This is a genomic window from Collinsella ureilytica (assembly GCF_019795105.1).
GTDB lineage: Bacteria > Actinomycetota > Coriobacteriia > Coriobacteriales > Coriobacteriaceae > Collinsella > Collinsella ureilytica.
Window position 1 is genome coordinate 80327 of the sequence record NZ_JAIMFO010000005.1, and the last position, 25854, is coordinate 106180.

A 25854-nucleotide genomic window follows, 5' to 3' on the forward strand; every position below is an offset into this window, starting at 1 on the left:
CCAGAGAGAAGTAGAAGGAGCGGAGAAAAACTTTTCTAAAAGTTCGTCCAAATCGTCTCCGTTTCTTCAGGCAGTAATGAGGGCGGCAATGGTGCTCCCTCAACGAATGAAACGGAGGTTTTTATATGAACGAGTTACAGGTATTTCAAAACAACGAGTTCGGTGAAATCCGAACAACCAACATTGATGGTGTGCCCTATTTTGTCGGCAAAGATGTCGCTGAGATCTTAGGTTACAGCAATCCGCAAAAGGCACTGCGTGACCATGTCGATGATGAGGACGCAAGGACTGAACGAATCGTTCACCCCTTAGGCGGGGAGCAAAACACAAAACTCATCAACGAGTCCGGTCTTTACTCTCTTATTCTTTCAAGCCACATGCCCAAGGCAAAAAAGTTCAAACGCTGGGTAACCGCCGAGGTTCTTCCCGCTATCAGAAAGCATGGTGTTTATGCCACCAAGGAACTGCTCAAAGATCCAGACATGCTCATCTCGGCTTTGCTTGAGCTTAAAGCAGAGCGTGAAAAGTCCAAAACACTGGAAGTAACCACAGCGATTCAGAAGCAGCAGATCGCAGAACTTCAGCCAAAGGCAAGCTACTGTGACATCGTCCTTCGGTGCAAGGATGCGGTCAACATATCGGTCATTGCCAAAGACTACGGCATGAGCGCCAAACGGATGAACAAGCTTCTCCACGAGCTGGGCGTGCAGTTTAAGCAGGGAAACATCTGGCTTCTTTACCAAGACTATGCGGACTGTGGTTACACGAAAACACAGACCTATCCCTACCTGGATTCAAAAAATGAGGAGCATACCTCGGTTCATACCAAGTGGACACAAAAAGGTCGTCTGTTCCTCTACGAACTTTTGAAAGATAACGGCATTTATCCGCAGATTGAACAGGAGGTGCGCTGATGGAAAACCTATATCAAAACGCAGAAGGCTACGCGGATCCTACCGCCTATGAAGCAATCTTTAAGACGCATCGCTATCCCTATATGCCCCTTGTCTATATCGCCTCTCCTTATGCTGGAGATGTTGAGAAAAACACCGAAGCCGCCAAGCGCTATGCCCGCTTTGCCGTTGATCAGGGCTTTATCCCGATCGTGCCTCATCTCATGTATCCGCAGTTTATGGATGAGAAAAGCGAACGTGAGCTGGCTCTTTTCTTCGGACAAATCCTGATCGACAAATGCACCGAGCTTTGGGCATTTGGAAAACCCTCTCTCGGCATGACCAAAGAGATCGGATATGCCAAATACCACAGGCGAAACGTTCGCTATTTCACCGAGGACTTGAAGGAGGTTGAAGAATGAGAATCAGCTATTCGAATGTTCGCGGCAAGAAAACAAATACAAGCTATCCCTTTATTGCAGAGATCAAAACGGCAGACGACCTGAAAAAGGTCGCTGCCTTTGATCACGTCTGTGCGATTTACAAGGATGGCTATAACCAGCGCAAGAAGCTCATCAAAGGCTACAGAAGCAATAAAACCTTTCAGGAATCCGACTGTCTGCCGCTGGACTGTGACAACGTATCTTCCGATCCATTAGCTTCAGATATTCCACCTGCTGAGTGGAAAACCCCGAAAGACGTTCAAACAGCATATCCTGACGTGCGCTTTTTTGTGGTTTATTCCCGAAATAACATGAAGGAAAAGGACGGAAAAGCCGCGCGTCCCAAGTTTCACATCTACTTTCCTCTGAAAACTTCCATAAGCGATGCGAAGCTATATAACCGCCTTAAGAAAAAAGTGCGGGCAAGGTTTCCCGCCTTCGATGATGGTGCTCTCGATGCAGCACGTTTCTTCTTCGGTGTTGAGTATCCACAGGTTGAATATTTCGATGGTGCTTTTGACATTGATGAATTTATGAGCCGTGCCAATGCCAAGATCACAGAAGGCGCGCGAAACACTACCATGTCCCATTTTGCCGGGCTGGTGCTCAAGAAATATGGCAACGATGACAATAAAGCGCATGAAGCCTATCTTGAGGAAGCAAAAAAATGCACACCGCCCCTTTCCGAAGAAGAGCTCGCCAGCATCTGGAACAGCGCAGTCGGTTTTTACAACAGCACCATCAAAGCGGATAAAAACTATATCTCGCCTGCCGAATACAACAGCATGGAATTCGAAGAAAGTCTCATCCCGTCTGACTTTACTGATGTCGGACAGGCAAAAGCCTTTCTCGAAGCGGCTACTGACAAGGTCATCTATGTCAAAGGTCTCGGTCTCTATTATTTCACGGGAAAGGTCTGGAAAGACGATGACCTCTTAGTGCAGAAAGCGCTGCAGGGATTTACCCATAAGCAGCTCTGCCTTGCGTGGAAAATGGTGAACGAAGCGGAAAGCGAAGAGGCACAGGAAAAAGCGGAAGCCTTCTACAAGTTTGTCTTAAGCCGCAGGAAATCCTCCAACATCAAGGCAACCATCACCGAACTGAAACCGATGGTGCAAGTCGATGTGAAAAGGCTTGATCAAGACGGTTTTCTCTTAAATACACCAGACGGGACAGTGGATCTTCGCACAGGAAAACTGCGGACGCATGATCCGAAGGACTACTGCACCAAAATTTGTGCTGTATCACCAAATGACAAAGGTATGGACGAATGGCTCCGGTTCCTTCGTGGCTTCACCTGCAAAGACAAGGCTCTCGAAGATTACCTGCAGCTGGAATCCGGTGTAGAGTGCATCGGAGAAGTCTTAAATGAGAATCTTGTGATCCAGTACGGTGAGGGCGGAAACGGTAAATCCACCTTCAATAACGCCAAGTTCTATGTTTTAGGAGACTACGCCGGTACCATCTCCGCCGAGCTGTTAACCGTAAAGCCGACCAAGAACAAAGGTGCGGAGCTTGCCGAGACACACAACAAGAGGCTTATTCTCGCAGCCGAGCTACCCGAAGGGAAAAGGCTCGACTCAGGCTCTTTGAAAAATCTCTCCAGCACAGATCCCATCCATGCTGAGAAAAAATTTGAAGCACCTTTTAACTTTATCCCGACGCATACGACGGTGCTTTATACCAACCATCTGCCCAAAGTCGGGACCATCGACAAAGGCACCTGGGACCGCCTGATCGTTATTCCTCTAAAGGCAAATTTCAGGGGTGCCAAGGGAGAAATTAAGAACTATGCCAAGGTGCTGTCCGAGCGATGCGGCGGGGCAATCCTCTCGTGGATGATTGCGGGAGCAAAGAAATACATTGATGCCGACTACAAACTTGTCCCACCAAAATGCGTCAAAGATGCCATGAATGCTTACCGTGAAGAAAACGACTGGATCAGCCATTTCTTAAGTGATTGCTGTGAGGAAGAAAAAACAGCTACCCAAAAAGCGGGTGAGCTTTATGAGAAGTACCGTGAGCACTGTGATGAGATCGGTGAATACAAAAGAAGCTCTGCTGATTTTAAGCGAGTTCTGATAGCACAAGGTTTTACTTGGCAAAAAACCGCTGAAGGCAACATATGGATAGGGCTTCATCTGAAACAAAACGGTGTTCTTAATGGAGGACGATTCTAAATTCAAAAACACGAGAAAACCCAGTTATATCAATAAGTTTCGTGGTTTTATGGAAGGCAATGGAAGCCATTTATATCTATCGCACAAATAAAAATCAACTCATCTATATGTAGTGATGATTTTGAAAAATATAGATATGTTACGTGGCCTCCATCGCCCTCCATACCCATCCCTGATGAAGCAGCAGGAAAAATCGCTCCTTGCCTTGAAATATCAGATTTATCGCCTGACGGCTTACGTGTTTAACGAAACGGAGAAAGTGATGGATGAAAAATCAATCGAACAAAAACTTGTCAAAGCCGCTAAATCCAAAGGTGGATTGTGTTTAAAACTTGTTTGTCCCGGCTTTGACGGCATGCCGGATCGGCTCGTGCTTCTACCTAACGGCCATATCGGTTTTGTCGAGGTAAAAGCTCCCGGCAAAAAGCCAAGACCGCTCCAGCTGATACGGCACAGACAACTAAGGGATTTAGGCTTTCTGGTTTTCGTCTTGGGCGACCAAGAGCTGATCGAAGAAATACTCACAAAGATTGGAGGTGATGCCACATGAAGTTCATAGCCCACGACTACCAGAAATACGCCACCCGCTATATCGAAGAGCACGATGTTTCTGCCATCCTTTTGGATATGGGCTTAGGCAAGACGGTCATCAGCCTTAGTGCCATTCTTGACCTTCTCTTTGACCGCTTTGAGGCTCACCGCATTTTAATCGTAGCCCCACTTCGAGTCGCAAGAGAAACGTGGCCATCCGAGATCAAGAAATGGGATCACCTCTCCATGCTGACTTATGCCGTCGCCGTCGGAACGCCAACAGAGAGAAAAGCCGCGCTTCTTCAGGGCGCAGACATCACCATCATCAACCGGGAGAACCTCTCCTGGCTCATTGAAGAATCCGGACTTCCTTTTTCCTTTGACACGGTTGTGGTCGATGAACTCTCTTCTTTCAAGAATCATAAGGCCAAACGCTTCAAGGCTCTCATGAAAGTTCGTCCCAAGATAAAACGCATCGTGGGACTTACAGGTACGCCTGCGGCAAACGGGCTCATGGATCTTTGGGCGGAGTTCAAGCTCCTCGATATGGGAAAACGGCTCGGACGCTTCATCTCTCACTACCGGGAGCGTTACTTTGTCCCGGACGCTCGAAACGGGCAGGTCATCTTTTCCTACAAGCCAAAGCCGGAAGCAGAGGCGGCCATCTATCGAGCAATATCAGATATCACCATTTCCATGAAGGCAAAAGACTTCCTGAAGATGCCCGAGCTTATCAGCGTCACGCACGAAGTCGAAATGACCGACTGTGAATACGCTGACTATGAGAAGCTGAAAAAGGAACTGGTGCTGTCAGTCAAAGAAGATGAAATCACGGCCGCCAATGCCGCCGTTCTCACCGGAAAGCTCACTCAGATGGCAAACGGTGCGATCTATGCCGATGATGGGAAAGTCGTTCATCTCCATGATCATAAGCTCGACGCTTTGGAAGACATGGTTGAAGCGGCAAACGGCAAGCCACTTCTTGTCGCCTATAACTTCAAGCACGACCTAACGCGTATCGAAGATAGGCTCAAGAAGCTCAAGGTGAACTACCGAAAGCTCGATAAGGCAGACTCCATCCAAGCATGGAATGAAGGCAAGGTCGCTGTCGGGCTGATTCACCCCGCATCAGCAGGACACGGGCTTAACCTTCAAGCCGGCGGCTCAACGCTTGTATGGTTTTCGCTTCCTTGGAGCTTGGAACAATACAGTCAAACCAACGCAAGGCTCTGGCGGCAAGGGCAAACATCTGCCACCGTAGTGGTTTCTCATATCGTATGTAAGAACACCATTGATGAACATATCCTCACGGTACTGAAAAACAAAGACAAAACGCAGGCAGCCTTAATTGATGCGGTCAAGGCAACCTTAGGACAACCCAAGTAAATCTAAGACAATCAGAGTCAACCTCCGTCAATCCGAGGGAAACCATCACTTGTTTTCACGGAGGAATAAAAATGCTGACACCAAAAGAATATCTGCGCCAAGCCTACCGCCTTGACCAGAGAATTAATGCAAACATTGAGGAAGTCAAAAATCTGCGGGAGATGTCCGAAAGCGTCTCAGGACTTCGCTACCGGGAGGATCCCATTCAAACCACTCGTTCGATCGAAGCGCCATTTATCCGCGTGCTGGAAAAAGCGTGGGAGATCGAAGAACGCATTGCTGATGAGCTGTCGATACTTTATGACCTTAAAGAACAGATCAAAGATGCGATTGCAACGGTGAAAAATATCGACGAGAGACTCGTGCTTCAGTACCGCTACATGGACGGTATGACATGGGAAGCAATCGGCGAAACACTGCATGCTGACCGCACAACAGTCTGGAGATGGCATGGACGTGCCCTGCAGCACTTTAAGATGCCAAAATGTCCGATTGAGCTGGAATAATGCACGTTTTACAACACTTTGCAACAACATGCCACGTGCCCTGACGTGGTAATATATAGTCAGGAAAAATATAAGACGAAAGCTCCAAAGGGAGAAATCCCCGAGGAGCTTTTTTCATGCCAAAAAGGAGGTGCGGATTGCCAAGAAAACCAAAAAAGCCGTGTTCTTATCCCGGCTGTCCGAATCTCACGGACGGCCGGTTCTGCGAAGAACACGAAAAGAAATATAACCGTGACTACGAAAAATATAACCGCGACAAAAACACCAAGAGAAAATACGGTCATGCTTGGAAAAGAATCCGGGACCGCTACATTGCGGCGCATCCTTTATGTGAGGAATGCCTGAAAGAAGGACGTTACACCAAAGCAACAGAGGTGCATCACCGCACTCCACTCTCTTGGGGCGGAACGCACAAGGAAGACAACCTTGAAGCGCTTTGTCATGAGTGCCATTCGAGAATCACGGCACTTATGGGAGATCGCTGGCATAACAAAAAGCCGACGAAATACAAATAAAAAATTCTGTGACCCGGGGGCGGGTCGAATCTCTACAGGGCTTCCGGTCGGGAACGGTGCGGCAGGGTCGTGTAAAGAACTTTTAATTCAAACGCCCTATTAAACCCAAAGATGATTTTTACGAACCGAAAGGAGGAATACCTCGTGGCAAAAGATGGAACCAACCGAGGCGGAAGACGCATCAAAGCGGGTCATAAGCCGGATGCACTTGCCGACAAAATCAGCAAAGGACAAAAAGCGACACACATTGAGTTCCCGCGTGCGGAATATCCGATCGCAGAACTCTACGGCGAAGACATGACAGACGGTGTGGAACTTGAAGGAGCGGATATGCCTGAGCCATCTTCCTACCTTTCTGCTCAACAAAGGGACGGGGAGCCTTTAGGCGCTGACCTAATCTATAAAGAGACGTGGGAGTGGCTTCAGGCACGCGGCTGCGAAAAGCTCATTAACCGCCGTCTTCTTGAAAGTTACTCGACAGCCTTTGCCCGCTTTATCCAGTGCGAGCTTGCTATCAGCAAATATGGGCTCTTAGGCAAACATCCAACGACCGGTGCTGCCATTGCCAGTCCGTTCGTGCAGCTCTCGCTCAACTTTCAGAAGCAGGCAAACCTTCTCTGGTATGAAATCTACGACATCATCAAGCAAAACTGCACGGAAGCCTTCGACGGCGATCCTCAGGATGACCTGATGGAGCGTCTGCTCCGAGAAAAGAAATGAGGTGAAGAAATGTTTGAAAAAGTAAATCCTGCACATCCCGATAAAGTTGCAGACCGCATCGCGGGAGCCATTGTTGACCTTGCTTATGCAAGCGAGACAAACCCCAAGATTGCCGTCGAAGTCCTGATCGGTCACGGCATCTGCCATATCATTGCGGAAACAAGCACGCTGATCTCAAAGGCAGACCTTGAAAAAACTGTGCGTCGTCTTGCCGGAAATGTAGCTGTAGATATTAAGCTCGTCCCACAAGACATACATTTGGTCAAAAACCAATGCTGGAAGCTGCGCTGCGGAGATAACGGCATCTTCTTAGGACTTCCCATCACAGAAGAAGAAAATAAACTCTCAGAAATTGCCAAAAGTATCTATGCCGCATATCCGACAGACGGCAAATACATCTTAGACGGAGAAAAACTTGTCATCTGCCAGTCTCATGTTGAAACGAAAAAGCTCCAAGCGGCCTATCCAAACGCCATCGTCAATCCTTTAGGCGACTGGACGGGCGGCACGGACGTGGATACCGGAGCGACCAACCGAAAACTCGGATCCGATATGGGATCTTCCGTCACCGGCGGTGGTCTTCACGGAAAAGATCTCTCCAAAGCCGATGTGACGCTTAATATTTACGCCCATCTTCTGGCACAGAAAAGCGGAAAACCGATTCATCTTTCCTGCGCCATCGGAGACGCGTTTGTTGACGGCAAGCCGTATGCCGAGCTGGTAGAAATTGCCCGAGACTACATTCGCGCAGTCGGAGGCTTTGAGAAATTTGCGGAATGGGGGCTGATTTAGATGGATACGACAAAATTTGCTCAAGTTCCAATCGATAAGCTCATTCCCTATGCGAGAAATGCCAGAACACACTCACCGGAGCAGATCGCACAGCTTCGCGCCTCGCTTCGAGAGTTCGGATTTATCTCACCGGCTGTGATTGACAACAAGTTCAACATCTTAGTCGGACACGGACGTATCGCGGCAGCCCGTGAGGAAGGCTACAAAACCGTCCCGTGTGTCTTTGCCGAAAACTTAACCGATGCGCAAAAGCGTGCCTACATCTTGGCAGACAACCGCTTAGCCTTAAATGCCGGCTGGGATGAGGAAATGCTCTCGGTAGAATTATCTGACCTATCCGGTGAAGCCTTTAACCTCTCCCTTTTAGGTTTTGATGACGAGGAACTCTCCGCTTTGATGGATATTTCCGAAGATGAAATCACCGAAGATGACTTTGATGTAGACGCAGAGCTTCAAAAGCCCGCCATCACCAAACACGGCGACATCTGGACGATCGGGAGGCACACCGTCATCTGCGGAGACTCAACCGATCCCAAGACATACAAGGCACTGCTCGGCGATACCAAGGTGAATCTCGTCTGCACGGACGCACCGTATTTTGTGAACCTCGAATCCGCGTCCGGAAAGATCAAAAACGATGATCTCACCGATAAAGAAGCTTACGACTTCCTCATGAAGGCTTTTACCTGTTTCAAAGAAGCAATGGCAAAAGACGCCTCGATCTATGAGTTTTATGCCACATCTAAATCTCGTATTTTTTACGATGCTTTTGATGATGCGGGCTTTAAGCTCGGAGCCGGCCTTATCTGGCGAAAAGAGCGGGCCCCTCTCATGCGTACCGATTGGAAGTTTAATTTTGAGCCGATCCTGTACGGCTGGCGAAAAGACGGAAAACACAAATGGTACGGTGACCAGAAGCAGAAAGCCTGCTTTGATTTTGACTCGGTGAAAAACTCCAAAACCGAAGGATTCGGGCATCCCTCTTCCAAGCCGGTGCCGCTGATCGCGCACCTCATCAAGCAGTCCACACAAACCAACGCTCTTGTTTTGGACGGCTTTTTAGGCAGCGCATCGACGCTCATCGCCTGCGAGGAGCTTGGCCGCATCTGCTATGGGATTGAGCTGGAACCGAAATACGTCGATGTGGCCTGTGCTCGTTATGCCGAGCTGAAAGGAACAACGGACGGCATCATCTGTCACAGAGACGGCAAAGACACCCCTTATGCCGACCTTCTGAAAGAACGGGAGGCAACTGATGAGTAACGTCTTAACGCTCGGCTCCCTCTTTTCCGGATCGGGAGGTTTTGAACTTGCCGGACTTACCGTCGGGATGAAACCGCTCTGGGCATCGGAAGTCGAGCCTTTTGCCATACGGGTGACATCCAAACGACTGCCTTTCGTGGCTCACATGGGAGATGTGCGAAACCTTGACGGAGCAAATTTGCCGCCTGTTGACATCATCACCTTCGGCAGTCCCTGTCAGGACTTATCCATCGCCGGAAAACGAAGCGGGATTGAAGGTTCCCGTTCGTCGCTTTTCTATGAGGCGATACGAATCATCAAAGAAATGAGGTGGAAAACCAATGGGAACTACCCAAAATACGCGCTCTGGGAAAATGTCCCGGGCGCTTTCTCCTCCCACAAAGGAGCGGACTTCGAAAAAGTCCTTGAAGCCTTCCTCTCCGTCAAAGGATATACGCTTGATGCGCCTCGACCTCAAAAGTGGCATGCCGCCGGAGAGATCGTGGCAGATCATTTTTCTCTCAGCTGGCGGGTACTTGATGCTCAGCACTTCGGAGTCCCCCAAAGACGCAAGAGAATCTTTCTTGTCGCAGATTTTGGAGACACAAGTGCCGGAAAAATATTATTTGAGTCCGAGAGCGTGCTTGGGGATCTTGAGGCGTGCCAAGACGAAAGGAAAAGACCTGCCGGAAATCCTAAGAGAGGCGCTTATGAAACAGGCAAGCTTGTTCTAAACGATCAGGGAGGATCGCGCATGGACATCTCAGAAGATGTCACGGGAACCCTGCGTGCACAGTCAAACCATCCTCCGCTGATCTTTGAAAACCACGGACAGGACGCAAGATACACAGGCCCCAATGATACGGCGCAGACCATCGTCTCCCGTTTCGGCACGGGCGGAAACAATCAGCCACTTGTGGTTGATCTGCCGTGCGCCTATTCGCTTTGCTCCAAGAAGAACAAGGCGATGTTTTCGGACATCAAAGACAACAGCCAGATAACCGAGACCTCCCGCACACTGGATACGAGAGGCTCCGATCCCGTCTGCAATCAAGGCGGCATGGCGGTTCTTTCCTATGGGCTTGACCGGGCTTCCTTTAATCAGGGGCAAAACGCCGCCTACGACTTTGCCGTGGAAAAAGAATGCCAGCCGACAATGGTTGCCAAAGGTCCGGGTGCCGTTGCCACCGAAAACGAGAGCGGCTATATCGTAAGGAGGCTCACTCCGACCGAGTGTGCCCGGCTTCAGGGCTTTCCGGACGGCTGGTGCGATGGTCTTGCAGAAGAAAATCCGAGCAAGGCTCAGTTTACCTTCTGGCGTGAGATTTTTGACCGCTACACCGATATAATGTCCATCCAGAGAAAAAGCGACAAGCAGATCAAAAAGTGGCTTAAAAATCCCTACTCGGACAGTGCCGCCTACAAGCTCTGGGGAAATGGCATCGCGCTTCCGTGCGCCATCTTCGTACTTGCCGCAATCAAAAAGAATAGTGGTATTTACCTGCAAAAATAACTTGCTATTCCTCCCGGTAAGAGTGATGTATAGACATACCAAGAAAACACCTGCAAAGGAGGATAAAGACATGGATTACCACTTCAATTTAACAGGCTCGGCAAGGCGGCCGCTGGTGAAAGCCTTGGAAGACTTCACAAAAGAGAAAGCCACCTGCACCAAAGCGCCGACCTTCTGCTACCACATTGGCGAGCACATCACACTGGACAATCATGGCGTGCTCAGCGTCAAAGACGCAGAGCAGGAAAACAGCATCCTGCTGACTTTATCGGAACACGGCTTTGTGCCGGAGGAACAGGAAAACATGGCGGTGACGATCTCGCTTCCAAGAAACAAATTCACCGATGAGAACCTCGAAAGGCTCTCCGAGATTCTTACGTCAAAAGAAAGCATCATCAAGCATGCACTTGGTACAGAAAGCGTCGCCTTTGAGGTGGACGAGGAAAAGATCAGCTTCCCGTGGTTTTCCGAGATGCCAAGTTCTGCAGAGCTTTCCGCCTATACCGCCTTCATCTCCCTTTTGGGCAAGGCGGCAAAGGAATCCAAGCGCATCACTGGCAAAGACCACGCAGTCGAAAACGAAAAATACTACTTTCGCTGTTTTCTTCTGCGCCTTGGGATGATCGGTGATTCCTACAAGGAAGCAAGGAAAATCCTGCTCAGCCATCTTCAAGGCTCCTCCGCTTTCAAGTACCAGAAGGAGGCAGAAAAATGAAAATGCCAACGAAAGAAACGCTGGAACTGCTGCGGATTACTTTTCCTAAAGGCTGCCGTGTGGAGCTTCTTCACATGGACGACGTACAGGCACCGCCTGCAGGAACACGCGGCACCGTCACAGGAGTCGATGATACCGGCTCCATCCTCGTGGATTGGGATAACGGCTCCGGTCTAAACGTCATCTTCGGGATTGATAAAATCAGGAGAATTCAGAAATGGACGAAAAAGTAAAAGAACAGATCCTTGCCATAAGGGACAGCGGTCTTACGAACATGTTTGATGTCAATACTGTGCAGCGGCTTGCCTTTGAGCGGGACTTCTACGAGCTGGTTTTATACCTTGAGGATCACCGGTCAGAATACGCGAAATTCATCCTGACCGGCGAGGCGTAAAGTACACAATTTAGGCCTCAAAACTTCCCGCAGGATTGTCACATATATTTCGAGAAATAACTTGCTATTACAGGCGCTTAGAGTGATATATGTACATACCAAAAGGAAAAACAACCACAAGGAGGAACCACCATGAAGTACACAATCGAAGCCATAGAAAACGCAAAGCCCGGAATGCGCTGGGAAGAGATCGGATGCCAGTGGACGCTGGGGCAGGCCTACCTTTACAGCAAGGAAGCCGGAAACGACCTGCCGAACTTCGCCGAGGTCATTTGGGACGACGACATCGAGACAATCCTCGCAGACTGCAGGAAGCTGGGAGTGAAGGAATTTACGATAAGCTCCACCTTCTCAAGCCTGATCCTCACCATCGCCAAGTTCAAGGAGCTCGGCTGCACGCTGGACGGGATCGTAAAGATCAAGGAACGCTACACCCACTTCGGCAGCGACGAGCACACGCTCATCCCGGCCTTCAAGATGACGGTAAAGGAGGCGTAAAGAGAATGACAATCAATGAAGCAATGAGAACCTTAAGACTTCCGAACCCGACCACACCGGAGGATCTGGAATGCCGTTGGAGCAAGACGCTGCGGTTCGGAGACAAAATCCTGATGGCAGGCTACTACTACAACGGAGTGAATAAGCCCTGCTACTTCGGAGCAACCTACGAGTTCCTGACAGACGACACCAGCTGCGAAGGAACCATCGGACTTCACTCGGTAAGCGAGGTCGAGTTCGAAGATGATGGCCACGCCATAGCATGGGCGATGAGCCACGCAGAATAAGAAAACCCTGAGAATGAATATTCCGGGAGACTGAGCCGAATGGCTCTTTCTCTCGTACTGATACCGGATCGCATGCCGAACACGTCGGCTGGCGGTCCTTTATTTTGCCCTGAAAGGAGGCGGCGCCCGTGCCAATGCGAAAACTGAAAAACTATAAGCCGACCAAGTTCATGGCAGAGACTTCTCACTATGACAGGAGAAAAGCCGACTATGCCGTCTCCTTTATCGAGTGCCTCTCGCACACCAAAGGGACCTGGGCGGGAAAGCCATTTGAGCTAATCGACTGGCAGGAACGCATCATAAGGGATCTCTTCGGCATCGTGAAGGAAAACGGCTACCGCCAGTTCAACACCGCTTACATCGAAATCCCCAAAAAGATGGGAAAATCCGAGCTTGCTGCAGCTGTAGCACTTCTTTTATGCTGCGGGGACGGTGAACAGCGAGCCGAAGTCTACGGATGCGCCTCCGACCGTCAGCAGGCATCGATTGTTTTTAACGTGGCAGAAGACATGGTGAAGATGTCGCCGGCTCTTGCCAAGCGCGTGAAGATTTTAGCCTCACAAAAGCGGCTCATCTATAAGCCGACCAACAGCTTCTATCAGGTACTCTCCTCTGAGGCCTATACCAAGCACGGCTTAAACATTCACGGCGTGGTCTACGACGAGCTTCACGCCGCTCCGGACAGAAGGCTTTTTGATGTCATGACCAAAGGCTCGGGCGATGCCCGCATGCAGCCGCTCTACTTTCTGATTACTACCGCAGGAACCGATACCCATTCCATCTGCTATGAGCAGCATCAAAAAGCACTGGATATCCTGCGCGGCAAAAAGCATGACCCAACCTTTTATCCCGTAATCTACGGTGCTAAAGAAAGCGATGACTGGTCAGATATTGAGGTTTGGAAGAAAGCCAATCCCTCCCTTGGCATCACGGTGGGACTGGATAAGGTGAAAGCCGCCTTCCTGCAGGCTAAAGAAAACCCTGCCGAGGAGAACCTGTTTCGTCAGCTTCGCCTGAACCAGTGGGTAAAGCAATCAATCCGCTGGATGCCGATGGACAAATGGGACGCCTGTGCCTTTGATGTGGATGAAAAGGCACTCGAAGGCAGAATCTGCTACGGAGGCCTTGACCTCTCATCCACCACCGACATCACCGCCTTTGTGCTGGTCTTTCCGCCTCGTGATGAAGACGAGAAATACACTATCCTTCCGTACTTTTGGATTCCCGAAGAAAATGCGGAATTAAGAGTGCGCCGTGACCATGTGCCCTATGACATCTGGATCAAAGAAGGTGCGATGCAGACTACGGAAGGAAATGTCATCCACTACGGATTTATCGAAAAATTCATCGAGCATTTAGGCGAGCGCTTCAACATTCGAGAGATTGCCTTTGACCGCTGGGGAGCCGTTCAGATGGTGCAGAACTTAGAGAACATCGGCTTCACGGTCGTCCCTTTCGGTCAGGGCTTTGCTTCGATGTCGCCTCCCACCAAGGAACTGATGAACCTCGTGCTTTCCAAGCGCCTCGCACACGGCGGACAACCCGTCCTTCGCTGGATGATGGATAACATCTTCATCCGAACCGATCCTGCTGGAAATATCAAAATCGACAAAGCCAAATCCACCGAGAAAGTCGACGGTGCCGTTGCACTTGTAATGGCACTTGACCGAGCGATCCGCATGGGATGCGACACGAGCGAGTCAGTCTATGACAGCCGCGGCATTTTATTTTTGTAAAGGAGATTTTGCCTATGGGATTTTTACAGTCACTTTTTCATTCAAGAGATAAGCCGAAAGATCAAACCGCCGGCTCTGCCTTTCGCTTTTACTTCGGGCACACTACATCGGGAAAAGCGGTGACGGAGCGCTCTGCCATGCAGATTACTGCCGTCTATGCCTGTGTAAGAGTTTTAGCTGAGGCGGTCGCCGGTCTTCCGCTTCATCTCTTTCGCCTCAAAGGAAATGCCGGCAAAGAGAAAGCGACGGACAGCTCCCTTTACTTTTTGCTGCACGATGAACCGAATCCGGAGATGACCTCATTTATCTTCCGAGAAACCCTCATGTGCCATCTGCTCTTGTGGGGCAACGCCTACGCACAGATTATCCGAAACGGCAAAGGTGAAGTTGTCGCCCTATACCCGCTCATGGCCAACAAAATGACGGTTGACCGGGATGAAAATGGCACTCTTTACTATGAATATCAGGTCAGTAAAAGCGATGCTCCAACGCTTAAAAACGGAAGGGTAAGGCTTTCTCCTTCTGAGGTACTCCATATTCCGGGCCTCGGCTTTGACGGTCTTGTCGGATACAGCCCGATTGCGATGGCGAAAAACGCTCTCGGCGTGGCAATGGCCACCGAAGAATACGGTGCGGCATTCTTTAAAAATGGCGCAAACCCATCTGGCATCTTATCCATGCCCGGCGTGGTGAAAGACCCGGAAAAGATCCGCCAGTCTTGGGAGCAGGGCTTTGGCGGATCGCAGAACTCCAACAAGGTCGCCATTTTGGAAGAAGGCATGACCTATACGCCGATTTCCATCTCACCGGAAGCCGCGCAGTTTCTTGAGACGCGGAAGTTTCAAATCGATGAGATTGCCCGCATCTTCCGCGTGCCGCCCCATATGATCGGAGATCTCGAACATGCGACCTTTTCCAATATCGAGCACCAGTCGCTGGAGTTTGTGACCTACACCCTGCGTCCGTGGCTCGTGCGCTTTGAGGAGTCCATGCAGCGTTCGCTTCTTTTGCCCGAACAAAAGAAAGACTATCTCATTCGCTTTAACGTGGACGGGATTTTGCGAGGCGATTATGAGAGCCGCATGCGAGGTTATGCCACCGGCATACAAAACGGCATCTTCTCGGTCAACGATGTGAGGCGCTTAGAAGATATGGATCTGCTCTCAAAAGAAGATGGCGGCGATTTGCATGTCTTAAACGGCAATGTCGTGAAGCTTGCCGATGCGGGATCGGCTTATACGAAAAACAAGGAGGATACCGATGAACCGACAGAAGAAATTTTGGAGATGGACGAAAAACAAAAGTCCCGATCCAAGCGAAAATGAAACACGAACTTTATACCTGGACGGCGTGATTGCCGAGGAGAGCTGGTTTGACGATGAAGTCACACCGGCTTTTTTTAAATCCGAACTTGATGACGGCACAGGCAGCATCACCGTCTGGATCAACTCACCGGGAGGCGACTGCTTTGCGGCCGCTCAGATCTATAACCTGCTTTTGAACTATCAAGGCAAGGTGACGGTCAAAATTGACGGTCTTGCGGCATCCGCCGCCTCGGTGATCGCGATGGCGGGAGATGAGATTCTCATGAGTCCTGTTTCCATGCTCATGATCCATAACCCATCCACCGTGGCCATCGGAGATACACAGGACATGCAGCGTGCCATCGGGATGTTATCCGAGGTCAAAGAATCCATCATCGGTGCCTACAAGCAAAAAAGCGGTCTTTCTCATGCAAAGCTCGCTTCACTCATGGATGAAGAGACCTGGATGAACGCAGAAAAGGCAGTAGAGCTGCACTTTGCCGACCGCATCACATCAAGGCAGGATCTCTATCCGCAAGGCGAGAACGAAGATCCTACAAATGGTGAGAGTGCCGTGCTAAACGGAAAAGAATCTAAAAGCCTCACGGAGACACCGATGCTCTTTTCACGCCGCAAGGTCGCAGCCGCCATCAACAAAAAGCTCTGTGACTATGCGGCGGCCTGTGAGGCAAAAACACCTGCCCAAACGGCAGAACCGATTACCCACCGCTACAAAGTCAAGGACTTGGAAACACGCCTTGATCTTATCAAACACTTTATTTAAGGAGGACACCTACCATGACGATTACTGAACTTTTGAACAAACGTGCCAAGACCTGGGAGGCCGCAAAGGCTTTTCTGGAATCCCATCGAGACAAAGACGGACTGCTTAGCGCCGAAGACGGTGCGGCTTACGACAAGATGGAAGCCGAGATCGCAGCCTACAGCACAGAAATTGAGCGCATGTGCCGTCAAAAGGACATCGAAGACAAGATGAGCAAGCCGCTCGGTACGCCGCTTACGGCAAAACCGGCCGTGCTTTCCACAGAGACGGAAGAAAAGCACGGACGTGCCTCCTCTTCCTATGCCAAGGATATGCTCGTTGCCCTGCGAAGCGGCTTTAAGCGCATCTCGAACATCTTGGAAGAAGGCAAAGACGAAAACGGCGGCTATCTGGTACCTGAAGAATGGGACAGCCGCCTCATTGACAAGCTGACCGAAGAAAATATCTTCCGAAGCCTCGCCACGACCATCACCACGTCCGGCGAACACAAGATCAATATCGCGGCTACCAAGCCTGCCGCGGCATGGATCGAGGAAGGTCAGGCCTTAAGTTTCGGTGAGGCGACCTTTGATCAGGTGGTGCTCGATGCCCATAAGCTTCATGTAGCGATCAAGGTTACCGAAGAACTGCTCTACGACAATGCTTTCAATTTGGAAAGCTACATCATCGACCAGTTCGGCAAAGCACTCGGTAACGCGGAAGAAGATGCCTTCTTAAACGGCGACGGCAAAAACAAGCCGCTTGGCATCTTTGCCGCAACCGGCGGAGGAGAGGTTTCCGTCACACTCACGGGTACCGCGCTTAAAACTGACGATATCCTGACGCTCATCTACTCTTTGAAGCGCCCATACCGCAAAAACGCCGCGTTTATCTTAAATGACGCAACGCTTGCCGCCCTTCGAAAGCTCAAGGATAACAATCAGGCCTACATCTGGCAGCCGAGCTATCAGGCAGGAGAACCGGACCGTCTTTGCGGCTATCCGGTTAAGACCTCTGCCTTCTGCCCTGTTTTGGAGACAGGAAAAGCCGGCGTGGCTTTCGGGGATTTCTCCTATTACAACATCGGAGACCGCGGAACCAGAAGCTTTCAGGAACTTCGTGAGCTTTTTGCCGGAAACGGCATGGTGGGCTACGTTGCCAAAGAACGTGTGGACGGAAAACTGATCTTGCCCGAGGCCGTGCAGATTCTCAAAGCCGGTGCGTAAAAATAAACGTCTTAGCCATAAGGCGGCTCTCTTTATACGAGGGAGTCGCCTTTTCCTTGCAGGAAAGGAGGAAGCATGCTGAGCCTTGAAGACGTGAAAAACTATCTCCGCGTGGATTTTGACGACGATGACGCACTCATCGAGTCGCTCATACCCTCTGCCACCGAGTTGGTCAAAAACGTGGCACGCACCGAAGACCTCTCTTCTTTTGAAAACGGGCGCATTGCCGTGCTTTTTACGGTGGCCTATCTCTACGAACACCGAGAAGAAGCCGATCACCATGCGCTCACCTTGACGCTTCGCGCTCTTCTTTTCGGAGAAAGGCAGGTGAGCTTCTGATATGGATATCGCTCTTCTCAATGTCACCGTCACCTTCCAAAAAAGAACCGTGGAAAGTGATGCCATCGGAAACCAAATCGAAACGTGGAAAGACGACTACACCTGTGCCGCCACCATCTCAGGAGAAGGCGGGCGCGAAGTCTTTATCGCAGCCTCTGAAGTGGAGAAGGCGGACATGGCGGTGACGGTCAGGTGGTGTAAGAAAACGGCAGCGATGAGCACGACAGACTTTCGCATCGTCTTTCAGGGCTGCGCCTACGACATCGAAAAAATTGACCACCTGTCTTTCAGGAAGCGAGCGATCAAGTTTTTCTGCGTAAAGGAGAGAACCTGATGAGCCGAAAAGTCAAAATCTCCGGCCTTGTCGATGCCGTGATGGAAGAACTCAACGCCTATGCCAAAACGACAACGGAAGGCATGAAGCAAGCCGTCACCAAAGCGGCAACGACCACCAAAAAAGAAATCAAGGCGCATGCGCCAAAAAAGCACGGCGACTATCAAAAAAGCTGGACGCAAAAGAAAACTTCCGAGTCCTCCCATGCCTTGCAGGTGACGGTCTACTCTCGTAACCGCTACCAGCTGGCACACCTCTTGGAACACGGCCACGCCAAACGGAACGGCGGCAGGACGAGGGCAATTCCTCATATCGCTCCCGCCGAGACAATCGGTGAGGAGCAGCTTATGAAAGAGATCGAAAGGATGATCAAAGATGGATGAAATCATAGAAATGTTGACAGAGGTCGGACTTCCCTTTGCCTACGACCACTTCGAAGAAGGTCAGGCACCTGCTCCGCCCTTTATCTGCTATGTAACGCCGGAGTCGCATAACTTTGCGGCAGACGGTCAGGTGTATTTTCCCGTGAACCGCTTTTATCTGGAGCTTTACACCGACAAAAAAGACCGTGCGCTCGAAAAAAGAATCGAAGACCTTCTTATCCGCCACGATCAGTTTTTCGACAAGGCCGAAGTCTATATCAACGCAGAAGACCTCTACGAAGTTTCCTATTCATTTGAGCTGAAAGGATGATGAAACATGGCAAATAAAAACAACAAAGTCAAATACAACATTAAAAACGTCTATGCCGCCAAGATGGCAGAAACCGTCTCGAACGGCGTATCCACCTTTACGTACGAAACACCAAAACCCATCCCTGGCGCGGTTTCGCTGTCGCTTGACGCGGAAGGCGAATCTTCTCCCTTTTATGCCGACGGCGTTGTCTACTTTAGAACCGTCACCAACAACGGCTACTCCGGAGATTTGGAAATTGCCTTAATCCCTGAGTGGTTTCGCACCGAGATTTTGCAGGAGACCCTCGATTCCAAAGGCGTGCTGGTCGAAAACTCCAATACCGCAGAGTCAGTAAAGTTCGCTTTGCTTTTTGAGTTTGACGGCGACATCAAAGCGATCCGCCATGCCTTATATAACTGCACGGCCTCTCGTCCTTCCATCGAGTCGGAAACCAAAGAAGATACCATTGAGCCGGGAACGGAAACCCTGTCTCTTACCGCAGATCCAAGATCGGACGGCCTTGTCAAAGCCAAGACCGGAGATTCCACCGATGCCGCAACCTATGCGAACTGGTATAAGGCGGTCTACGTGCCGCAGGCAGGCACACCGGCAGGAGGAAAATAACCATGATTGAAAAGACCATTGACGTTTCGGGTGTACCCGTAAAGTTTCGCTCGTCTGCTGCTATCCCGCGCCTTTACCGAGCCAAGTTCGGACGGGATATTTTTAAAGACTTAGCCAAGCTCGAAAAAAGCTATCAGGGCAAGAAAGATAAGGACGGCGGCTTTCCCGTTGAAGACTTAGAGATTTTTGAAAACGTCGCCTACATCATGGCGCTGCACGCAGACAAAAGCGTGCCCGCTTCCATTGAAGAGTGGCTGGACGGCTTTGAGATGTTTTCCATCTATCAGGTACTTCCTGAAATCCTCTCCCTTTGGGGTGAGAACTTAAAGACGGAGGTCTCACCAAAAAAAGGCAGATAAGAAGCGAGCGGCCCATGACAACGCCACTTCTTATGCTTCGTGCCTGTCAGATCGGCATTCCCATTGTGGACATGGATCTCATCTCCATCGGGCTGCTTCTCGATATGTGGACGGAAAAAGCAAACGACAGTGCAAGTTACAGGCGGCTTGCCACACAAGAAGATTTTGACCGCTTTTAGCACCCGATGAGGTGTTTTTTTATTGTTCAAGAAAGGAGGACGCATGGCCTCACGCATCAAAGGCATCACCGTGGAAATCGACGGAGATACCACGGGACTGGATAAAGCCTTAAAACAAGTGAACTCCACCATCCGCACAACGCAGTCCTCCTTAAGAGATGTCAACCGCCTCTTAAAACTCGATCCGAAAAACACGGAGCTTTTGGCGCAAAAGCAAAAAATGCTGAAAAACGCCATCACAGCAACCAAAGAAAAGCTTGATACCTTAAAGACAACCCAGGAACAAGCCAAGGCACAGCTGGAGTCGGGAGACCTCGGCCAGGACAAATACGACGCACTGCAGCGTGAGATTGTCGAAACCGAACAAAAGCTTAAAGGCCTGCAGCAGGAAGCAATCAACACCAACGCAGTCTTTTCCAAGATGGATGCGGCAGGAGCCGCTTTCACTAAAGCGGGTGACGCTATCACGGGCGCGGGGCAAAAGATCATGCCGGTTTCTCTTGCCGTGGGAGGACTTGGCGTACTGGCGGTCAAGACCGCGGGTGACTTCGATGAAGCGATGTCGAAGGTCTCTGCAATATCCGGAGCTACCGGAGAGGACTTTCAGGCCCTGCGCGATAAAGCACGTGAGATGGGCGAAAAGACGAAGTTCTCCGCCACCGACGCGGCTAACGCCATGAACTACATGGCGATGGCCGGCTGGAAATCGAAAGACATGATCTCCGGTATTGACGGCATCATGAACCTTGCCGCCGCATCCGGAGAAGATTTAGCCCTCACTTCCGATATCGTGACCGATGCCTTAACCGCCTTTGGGCCTTCCGCGAAAGACTCCGGACACTTTGCCGATATCCTCGCCGCGGCGTCGTCCAATGCGAACACCAACGTCTCCATGATGGGCGAGACCTTTAGATACTGCGCCCCGATTGCAGGCGCCTTGGGCTTTAGCGCTGAAGATACCGCAGAGGCCATCGGCCTTATGGCAAACTCCGGGATCAAATCCACACAGGCGGGCACCGCCCTTCGTACCGTCATGACCAACCTCAGCAAGGACTTCACCATTTCAGGAAAATCCATCGGTGAGGTCACAGTGGCCACGACCAATGCGGACGGTTCCATGCGCTCTCTTTCCGGCATCTTGGGCGACTGCCGGGAGGCCTTCTCGGGACTTTCCGAGTCCGAAAAGGCACAGGCGGCAGAATCATTAGTCGGAAAGCACGCCATGAGCGGCTTTCTGGCCCTCATGAACGCTGCCCCTGCCGACATCGAAAAGCTGTCTTCCGCCATCGACAACTGTGACGGCTCGGCAGAAAAGATGGCAGAAACCATGCAGGACAACCTTCCCGGACAGCTCACCATCTTAAAAAGTCAGCTGCAGGAACTTGCCATATCCATCGGTGATGCCTTAATGCCTACGATCCGAAAACTCGTCACCTGGCTTCAAAACTTCGTTGACAAGTTAAACGGCATGGACGAAGGAACGCGTAACACCATCATCAAAATCGGACTTTTTATCGCCGCCTTGGGGCCTGCACTGATTGTGATCGGTAAGCTGACCTCATCGATCGGATCGCTTATCACGACCTTTTCAAGCGTAGGAAAAGCGGTCACCGGCTTCATGGTCAAGATGGGCGGCATGTCCGGTCTCATGAGCAAAATAGGAGCTGCCATCGGCGGCATCTCCGCTCCCGTGGTGGGAGTCGTTGCCATCATCGGCACACTGGTTGCCGCTTTTGTGCATCTGTGGAACACCTCAGAAGGTTTCAGGGATTCCATTATCGGCACGTGGAACAGCATCAAGGAGGCTTTTTCAAACTTCGCATCCGGCATCACCGAACGCATCAACGCCTTAGGTTTTGACTTTCAGTCCTTCGGCGAGCTGGTATCTGCCATTTGGAACGGTTTCACCGAGCTTTTGGCGCCGGTGTTTGAGAACGCCTTTTCAGCAATTGCCGCGATTTTACAAGGCGCACTGGATATCCTGACGGGCATCTTTGACATCTTCGCAGGGCTTTTCACAGGCAACTGGAGTCAGCTGTGGAACGGCATCAAGGAAGTCTTCTCCGGTATCTGGACAGCAATTTCGGGCATCTTTACGGCCGCGTGGGAGACGCTGGTCGGTGTCACCAACACCGTTTTAGGCTGGTTTGGCACGAACTGGAGCGAGGTTTGGACGGCGATCAAGACCTTCTTTGAGAACACCTGGAACGGGATCGTCTCCTTTTTCACCGGCATCTGGGAAGGAATCAAGTCTGTTGTCACGGGAGCCGTAAGTGCTGTGTCCAACACGGTCTCCTCGGTTTTCACGGCCATCAGCACCACGGCATCCAGTATCTGGAACGGCATCAAAAACATGATTTCCGGTGTGGTAGGTGGGATTAAGTCAACCGTCTTAAATGTGTTTAACGGCGTGAAGTCTACCGTGACAAACATCTTTAACGGAATCAAGAGCACGGCCACCTCCGTATGGAACGGCATCAAGTCCGCTATCACCGCACCGATCGAAGCGGCTAAAAACACCATCAAAGGCATTATCGATAAGATCAAAGGCTTCTTCTCCGGCCTTCACATCGAGCTTCCGCATATCAAGCTGCCGCATTTTTCGATCTCCGGCGGCTTTTCCATCGTGCCGCCCAGAGTGCCGCACCTTTCCATTGACTGGTACAAGGAAGGCGGCATCATGACGAGACCGACGCTTTTCGGCATGAACGGAAGTGCCCTTATGGCGGGAGGCGAAGCGGGATCGGAGGCGATTTTGCCGCTCAAGTCTTTCTACGACAAGCTCGAAGGCATGCTTGCCGCCCGGGACACAACACTCATGGAAAAGTACCTCGCCATCATTGCCGGAAATTCGGAAAAAGACATCGTACTGGACTCCGGTACGCTGGTCGGAGCACTCACACCAAAACTGGATGGAGCCTTGGGAAGACGCGCCGCTTACGTAGGAAGGAGGATGAAATGAACCAAAACATAAGCTTTGGAGCCACTCTAAACGGCAAACACACATGGAAGAATTACGGGCTTGTCGTATCCAACACCGACGTGGTCGGTATGCCAAAGCCTAAAACACTCATCGTTGAGATTCCCGGATCATCCAAGCACCTCGATCTCACAGAGGCTCTGACGGGACGATGCGAATACGAAGGACGCACGCTCTCCTTTACGCTTGGCGGCATCGGAAAGATCGAAAGCTGGGCAGGAAGGCTCCGATCCTTCCTCAACGAAATACATGGAAAGCATGTCAAGGTCATCTTGGACTCCGAGCCGGAATACTATTTTGAAGGCCGAGCCGAAGTAAAAAACTTTGAGCGCACCCGCGCTTTGGGACAAATTGAACTGGAGATCGAATGCGATCCGTATAAATGGGATCTTGCCGCAAGCGATGAGGATTGGCTTTGGGATACGTTCAATTTTGAAAGCGGCATCATCCGGGACTATCGGGATGTGAGCGTAAGCTCTTATATCGACCTTCTTGTTCCCGGATCGCACGTTCCGATGGTGCCGACGTTTCATGTCAGAAACTACCAAGAAACCGAAGGCAGGAAAAACTACGTCTACTCCATCAAGCTGAGAAAGTCATGGACGCTTCATGCCGGCACAAATCGTTTCGCCGACCTTGTCATTCCTGAATCCGGCGACACGCTGCGCTTTTTTGGAACCTACACCGTCACCGTATCTGTGAGAGGAGGAAACCTTTAATGTACCAAGTGTTTTTAGATGAGCACGTGCTCTATATACCGGGCGATGATGAGGCTGTTCTTATTGATCCGGTGCTGGAGCTGGCGCTTGGAAAATCCGGCACATTTTCTGCCCGCGTACCGAAGATCAATCCGCTCTACGAAAAGCTCAAAGCGCTGGATTCCACCGTCCGTGTGGAGCGTGACGGTGTGGCACTCTTTTACGGCCGCATTTTATCGGTTGAGCGGGACTTTTACGGCACCAAGAGCATCACCTGCGAAGGAGAACTGGCCTATCTTTTGGACTCCGTGCAGGAGCCTTCTGAGTTTCATGACATCTCGCTCCGCGCTTTTCTTGAGACGCTTATTGCCAAGCACAACAATCAGATGGCAAAAGACGGCGCGCACAATAAGCGCTTCACGGTCGGACAGGTCACCGTTACCGACCCCAACGACTCGCTTTACCGCTACACCAACTGGGAGACTACCCTTGATGCCATCACCGACAAACTCGTCAAACGCTTGGGCGGCTTTCTTCGTGTGCGCCATGTGGGAGAGGTTCGCTATCTGGACTATCTTGCAGAATCCGATAACACCAACACACAGGTGATTGAGTTCGGAGAAAACCTCCTTGACTACACCGACACGCTTTTGGCAGAAGACATCGCTACCCGTGTGATTCCGCTTGGCAAAAGGCTTGAGACATCAAGCATTGCCGCGCTTGAGGAATATACCACCATTAAGAGCGTCAACGGTGGCAAGACTTATGTGGAGTCGGCTTCCGCCATTCAAAACTTCGGTATCGTCACCAAAACCGTGAGCTTCGAAAATATCTCTGTACCTGCCAACTTAAAGAAGAAGGCGGAAAAATATATTAAAGACAGCCAGTTTGCCGATGTCACCCTGACGCTCACCGCTGTCGATCTGCATCTTGTGCATGCCGATATGGAAGCGATGAAGATCGGAGATCGTATTCGTGTCATCTCGCCTCCTCATGGCATGGACAGGTTCTTTCCGCTGACGGAGCTTACGATCGCTTTGGATCACCCTGAATCCTCTACGGTGGTACTTGGAACCGAAGTGAAGGCAGGTCTTTCTGAGCGAAGCATCAGCGAGAAAAAAGAACTGGTCGAGCGCATCGAGCGGCTTCCCACGCAGTCCGACACGCTTCGCCTTGCCAAGGATAACGCCACCGCGCTTATCACAGCAGCTACGACCGGACACGTCGTGACCCGCAAAAACGAGATTCTCATCATGGACACGGCGGACAAGAATACAGCCAAAAAGGTGTGGCGCTGGAACGTGAACGGTCTGGGCTATTCCAAGACCGGCTACAACGGCTATTACGGCACCGCCATCACAATGAACGGTGCAATTGTGGCCGATTACATCACGACCGGCACGCTAAATGCCGATCTGATTCGTGCCGGAACCTTAAAGGACAGAGCCGGGAACATCAGCTGGAACATGAGCACAGGTGCTTTAAGTGCCAAAAGGCTCTCGGTGGATTCTCCGAACTTTAAGCTCACGACTTATGGGCACCTCACCGCCAAAGGAGCCGATATTGACGGCAGTATCGTTGCTTCTTCCGGGGATACCAAAGTCCGTTTGGGCTATGGCAAGCTCTCCATCTACTACCAGAACAAAGAACTCGGTCTTGTCGGCGGAAACGGCTTTGCCGGCTCCAACACCATTGCAGGCCTCAACTTTGACCTCGAGCGAACCGGAGATTATATGACATGGGCGGCGCAACCTACGGGTGGTGGCAGTTATGAGATGGTCTGGACCTATGCCAGATCATCTTTCGGAAACTTCTCCGGCGGGATGTTAAATGCCGGATGTGACATCGACATGCACTATAACCGACTGAGAAATGTCAGCTGGCCTGACGGAGCCATCAACGGAGCCTTTCATTTTGTAAAGATCAATGCCATGAGCAGCGACGGTACGGTCGCCAGCTGGTCAAACGGATGTCGCATGCGGTTTAAAAATGGAATTTTGATTGAAGCAACATTTTAAACAT

Annotated in this window: 30 protein-coding genes; all 30 read left to right on the top strand. The window is 50.7% G+C overall.

The features are described from left to right. Window positions 1–125: 125 nt before the first annotated feature. The 30 genes from K6V98_RS02995 (at window position 126) to K6V98_RS03140 (ending at window position 25850) form a co-directional block, all read left to right on the top strand. A complete protein-coding gene (locus K6V98_RS02995; RefSeq protein ID WP_019133511.1) occupies window positions 126–914 on the top strand; it encodes a phage antirepressor in 789 nt (262 codons plus the stop codon). Further along, the gene (locus K6V98_RS03000; RefSeq protein WP_022866305.1) at window positions 914–1315 is read left to right on the top strand and encodes a DUF7768 domain-containing protein; all 402 of its coding nucleotides are present in this window, start codon (window positions 914–916) and stop codon (window positions 1313–1315) included. Before K6V98_RS02995 ends, K6V98_RS03000 begins: the two co-directional genes overlap by 1 nt. Beyond that, on the top strand, window positions 1312–3516 hold the full coding sequence (locus K6V98_RS03005) for a phage/plasmid primase, P4 family (RefSeq protein ID WP_222199094.1): 2205 nt from the start codon (window positions 1312–1314) through the stop codon (window positions 3514–3516). Before K6V98_RS03000 ends, K6V98_RS03005 begins: the two co-directional genes overlap by 4 nt. Window positions 3517–3637: 121 nt before the next feature. Continuing rightward, the gene (locus tag K6V98_RS03010) at window positions 3638–4066 is read left to right on the top strand and encodes a VRR-NUC domain-containing protein (RefSeq protein WP_306792721.1); all 429 of its coding nucleotides are present in this window, start codon (window positions 3638–3640) and stop codon (window positions 4064–4066) included. Beyond that, window positions 4063–5433 (top strand): DEAD/DEAH box helicase, encoded by a 1371-nt coding sequence (locus tag K6V98_RS03015; RefSeq protein WP_053942789.1) that lies wholly within the window; start codon window positions 4063–4065, stop codon window positions 5431–5433. Before K6V98_RS03010 ends, K6V98_RS03015 begins: the two co-directional genes overlap by 4 nt. Before the next feature lie 71 nt (window positions 5434–5504). Then, a complete protein-coding gene (locus K6V98_RS03020; protein WP_019133516.1) occupies window positions 5505–5939 on the top strand; it encodes a helix-turn-helix domain-containing protein in 435 nt (144 codons plus the stop codon). Between the two features lie 137 nt (window positions 5940–6076). Continuing rightward, complete coding sequence (locus K6V98_RS03025) at window positions 6077–6454, top strand: HNH endonuclease (RefSeq protein WP_019133517.1); 378 nt, start codon at window positions 6077–6079, stop codon at window positions 6452–6454. A gap of 144 nt (window positions 6455–6598) precedes the next feature. Further along, window positions 6599–7174: a hypothetical protein gene (locus K6V98_RS03030; protein ID WP_019190608.1), complete on the top strand. Its 576-nt coding sequence runs from the start codon at window positions 6599–6601 to the stop codon at window positions 7172–7174. A 9-nt stretch (window positions 7175–7183) separates the two neighbouring features. Further along, entirely contained in the window at window positions 7184–7966 is a 783-nt protein-coding gene (locus K6V98_RS03035; RefSeq protein WP_040942765.1) for an S-adenosylmethionine synthetase N-terminal domain-containing protein, read from the top strand. Continuing rightward, a complete protein-coding gene (locus tag K6V98_RS03040) occupies window positions 7967–9229 on the top strand; it encodes a site-specific DNA-methyltransferase (RefSeq protein ID WP_019190611.1) in 1263 nt (420 codons plus the stop codon). Then, window positions 9222–10721: a DNA cytosine methyltransferase gene (locus K6V98_RS03045; protein WP_019190612.1), complete on the top strand. Its 1500-nt coding sequence runs from the start codon at window positions 9222–9224 to the stop codon at window positions 10719–10721. The genes K6V98_RS03040 and K6V98_RS03045 overlap by 8 nt, the downstream gene beginning before the upstream one ends. Before the next feature lie 70 nt (window positions 10722–10791). After that, window positions 10792–11436 (top strand): hypothetical protein, encoded by a 645-nt coding sequence (locus K6V98_RS03050; protein WP_019190613.1) that lies wholly within the window; start codon window positions 10792–10794, stop codon window positions 11434–11436. Further along, complete coding sequence (locus tag K6V98_RS03055) at window positions 11433–11669, top strand: DUF4314 domain-containing protein (protein ID WP_019190614.1); 237 nt, start codon at window positions 11433–11435, stop codon at window positions 11667–11669. Before K6V98_RS03050 ends, K6V98_RS03055 begins: the two co-directional genes overlap by 4 nt. Then, entirely contained in the window at window positions 11654–11830 is a 177-nt protein-coding gene (locus K6V98_RS03060; RefSeq protein ID WP_019190615.1) for a DUF5049 domain-containing protein, read from the top strand. Before K6V98_RS03055 ends, K6V98_RS03060 begins: the two co-directional genes overlap by 16 nt. Before the next feature lie 132 nt (window positions 11831–11962). After that, window positions 11963–12328: a DUF7698 family protein gene (locus K6V98_RS03065; RefSeq protein WP_019190616.1), complete on the top strand. Its 366-nt coding sequence runs from the start codon at window positions 11963–11965 to the stop codon at window positions 12326–12328. A 5-nt stretch (window positions 12329–12333) separates the two neighbouring features. Beyond that, window positions 12334–12615 (top strand): Nmad4 family putative nucleotide modification protein, encoded by a 282-nt coding sequence (locus K6V98_RS03070; protein ID WP_019190617.1) that lies wholly within the window; start codon window positions 12334–12336, stop codon window positions 12613–12615. A 134-nt stretch (window positions 12616–12749) separates the two neighbouring features. After that, window positions 12750–14351: a terminase large subunit gene (locus K6V98_RS03075; protein WP_019190618.1), complete on the top strand. Its 1602-nt coding sequence runs from the start codon at window positions 12750–12752 to the stop codon at window positions 14349–14351. 14 nt (window positions 14352–14365) lie between these two features. After that, window positions 14366–15676, top strand: a complete 1311-nt coding sequence (locus K6V98_RS03080; protein WP_222199292.1) for a phage portal protein — start codon at window positions 14366–14368, stop codon at window positions 15674–15676. Beyond that, window positions 15612–16439: a head maturation protease, ClpP-related gene (locus tag K6V98_RS03085; protein ID WP_306792723.1), complete on the top strand. Its 828-nt coding sequence runs from the start codon at window positions 15612–15614 to the stop codon at window positions 16437–16439. Before K6V98_RS03080 ends, K6V98_RS03085 begins: the two co-directional genes overlap by 65 nt. Before the next feature lie 14 nt (window positions 16440–16453). Beyond that, window positions 16454–17644 carry a phage major capsid protein gene (locus K6V98_RS03090; protein ID WP_222199095.1) on the top strand — a complete coding sequence of 397 codons (1191 nt, stop codon included), beginning with the start codon at window positions 16454–16456 and terminating at the stop codon, window positions 17642–17644. 75 nt (window positions 17645–17719) lie between these two features. Continuing rightward, window positions 17720–17983 (top strand): head-tail connector protein, encoded by a 264-nt coding sequence (locus K6V98_RS03095; RefSeq protein WP_002563688.1) that lies wholly within the window; start codon window positions 17720–17722, stop codon window positions 17981–17983. 1 nt (window position 17984) lies between these two features. Beyond that, on the top strand, window positions 17985–18317 hold the full coding sequence (locus K6V98_RS03100) for a phage head closure protein (RefSeq protein ID WP_057002173.1): 333 nt from the start codon (window positions 17985–17987) through the stop codon (window positions 18315–18317). Further along, a complete protein-coding gene (locus tag K6V98_RS03105) occupies window positions 18317–18700 on the top strand; it encodes an HK97 gp10 family phage protein (protein ID WP_057002172.1) in 384 nt (127 codons plus the stop codon). Before K6V98_RS03100 ends, K6V98_RS03105 begins: the two co-directional genes overlap by 1 nt. Continuing rightward, window positions 18693–19010, top strand: coding sequence for a hypothetical protein (locus tag K6V98_RS03110; protein WP_057002171.1), 318 nt, complete (start codon window positions 18693–18695; stop codon window positions 19008–19010). The genes K6V98_RS03105 and K6V98_RS03110 overlap by 8 nt, the downstream gene beginning before the upstream one ends. Before the next feature lie 6 nt (window positions 19011–19016). Next, complete coding sequence (locus K6V98_RS03115; RefSeq protein WP_057002170.1) at window positions 19017–19616, top strand: major tail protein; 600 nt, start codon at window positions 19017–19019, stop codon at window positions 19614–19616. Between the two features lie 2 nt (window positions 19617–19618). Then, window positions 19619–19975 carry a hypothetical protein gene (locus tag K6V98_RS03120; RefSeq protein ID WP_022866287.1) on the top strand — a complete coding sequence of 119 codons (357 nt, stop codon included), beginning with the start codon at window positions 19619–19621 and terminating at the stop codon, window positions 19973–19975. Between the two features lie 14 nt (window positions 19976–19989). Then, on the top strand, window positions 19990–20154 hold the full coding sequence (locus K6V98_RS03125; protein ID WP_019190627.1) for a hypothetical protein: 165 nt from the start codon (window positions 19990–19992) through the stop codon (window positions 20152–20154). A 43-nt stretch (window positions 20155–20197) separates the two neighbouring features. Next, complete coding sequence (locus K6V98_RS03130; RefSeq protein WP_222199096.1) at window positions 20198–23116, top strand: phage tail tape measure protein; 2919 nt, start codon at window positions 20198–20200, stop codon at window positions 23114–23116. Next, window positions 23113–23853 (top strand): hypothetical protein, encoded by a 741-nt coding sequence (locus K6V98_RS03135; RefSeq protein WP_053942768.1) that lies wholly within the window; start codon window positions 23113–23115, stop codon window positions 23851–23853. Before K6V98_RS03130 ends, K6V98_RS03135 begins: the two co-directional genes overlap by 4 nt. Continuing rightward, window positions 23853–25850, top strand: coding sequence for a phage tail spike protein (locus tag K6V98_RS03140; protein WP_222199097.1), 1998 nt, complete (start codon window positions 23853–23855; stop codon window positions 25848–25850). The genes K6V98_RS03135 and K6V98_RS03140 overlap by 1 nt, the downstream gene beginning before the upstream one ends. Window positions 25851–25854 lie beyond the last annotated feature (4 nt).